General features: G+C 64.2%; 1 protein-coding gene and 1 pseudogene. Both read right to left on the bottom strand.

What is annotated here, in order from left to right:
• A pseudogene (locus ACQR1I_RS36865) lies at window positions 1–776 on the bottom strand (GSCFA domain-containing protein); the annotation flags it as partial.
• Window positions 777–1,163: 387 nt separating this feature from the next.
• Window positions 1,164–1,499 (bottom strand): GSCFA domain-containing protein (locus ACQR1I_RS36860; RefSeq protein ID WP_434871266.1); only part of this gene is annotated, 336 nt, incomplete at its 5' end.

The raw sequence follows: 1,499 nt of genomic DNA, 5'->3' as shown, positions 1-1,499 counted from the left end.
ATGTACTCCGAGATCTCCATGTGGTGGCTGTTGTAGCCGCTGTCATTGAGGCTCTTGGAGAGGTTGCGCGCGAAGCAAGAGCCCATGGTGAAGAAGCGCGTGCTCTTGTCGAGGAATTTGGGCGCGGCGGCGAGGTTGACCGCGATGTGGTTGGTGATCAGCATCTGCAGGTCGCCGAGGAAGTCCTTGGTCTCCGGATAGCGGCCGACCTTGGCGCGTTCCTTGACCTCCTTGGCCTTGCCCTTCGGAGCGCTGCACCGCGCGAGCTCCAGCGTCTCGCGGTTGGCCGGGACGTCATAGCTCGGGTCGAGCGCGATCGCCTTTTCCAGCGCCGCCACCGCCTCCTCGAACTCGTTGTCGCGGGACAGCATCTCGCTGAGATGGAAATAGTCGGAGGCGTCATTGGAGAGGACGGCGAGCCTGCGATACAGCGCCTTCGCACGCTCGAGCGGGCCAACATGGCTGCAGCGGACCGCCGCGGCGCGGATGACATGCAGATTGCCGTCACTCGTCTCGTCCATCATCCCGGGATAGTCATCGAGGATTCCCAGCAGCATGTCGCGCGCCTCGGCGCGCTTCTTGCTCGACGAATCGTCGATCAGTTGCGCATAGGCAAAGCGGGCGCCGATGTCCTTGGGATCGAGCTCGAGCAGCTTGCGGAACGCCAGTTGTGCGCTGACATAGTCGCGGTCCTCGATATATTTGTGACCGAGGGCCCTGATCTGGCCAATGATGGCCTGGAACTCCGCGTGATTGTCGAGGGCCGTCGTGCTCATGTCGAGGATCGCCTTTGTCTCTCGTTGCGTCGCGCGTCGCGTTCCGGCCGTCGATCCGGCATGCGGCGGCGTCGAAAGCTGCCGATCGGCCAGGCGTCGGGTCGAATCGGCACGCGCGCGAGCATCGCAGCGCCGCGCGTGAGACGTCTCGACCATGACCTTGGGATACTCATCGCCACCGGCATCGCCGCTGACGTACGCCCGAGCGCAACCGGCCCTACAAGGGCGCGATTTGGGTTAATCAATTCTTAACCGGCCACGGACAGGTGGAATACAGAGGGACATGAGGCACCGAGAGCCGGCCGCGGGGCTATGCCTGCGCCGGCCTCGGGGTCTTACTCCGTGGCGCAAGCGGCTGCCCTGAGGCAGCCGTGGCGGAGCTTTGGCTCAGGCGGGCGAGAACGTCTGCACGAAGGCGCGCACGGTCGCCGAGACCTTGTCCTCGGAGACGTGCCAGGCGGCGCCGTCGTCGGCGGCGAAGAAGCTCGAGGCGTTCGAGCCGCCCCAGCGGAACACCTCGAAGGACGGCCAGTACCAGATGTCCTCGAGGTTGGAATTGTTGACGATCTCGTGCGCGACCAGCCGCATCGTGCTCTTCGACAGGCAGTCGGCCTGCACCACCGATTCATATTCGAACGAGGTCAGCAGCGGCACCGGCGAGACGGTGACGATCACCTTGATGCCGGGGCGAACGCTCCTGATGAAGTCGATCAGATAGCGCAC

Origin of the sequence: Bradyrhizobium sp. HKCCYLS2038, assembly GCF_051167655.1 — a bacterium.
In the GTDB taxonomy this organism is placed as follows: domain Bacteria; phylum Pseudomonadota; class Alphaproteobacteria; order Rhizobiales; family Xanthobacteraceae; genus Bradyrhizobium.
This window is presented reverse-complemented; position numbering and strand designations above follow the sequence as displayed.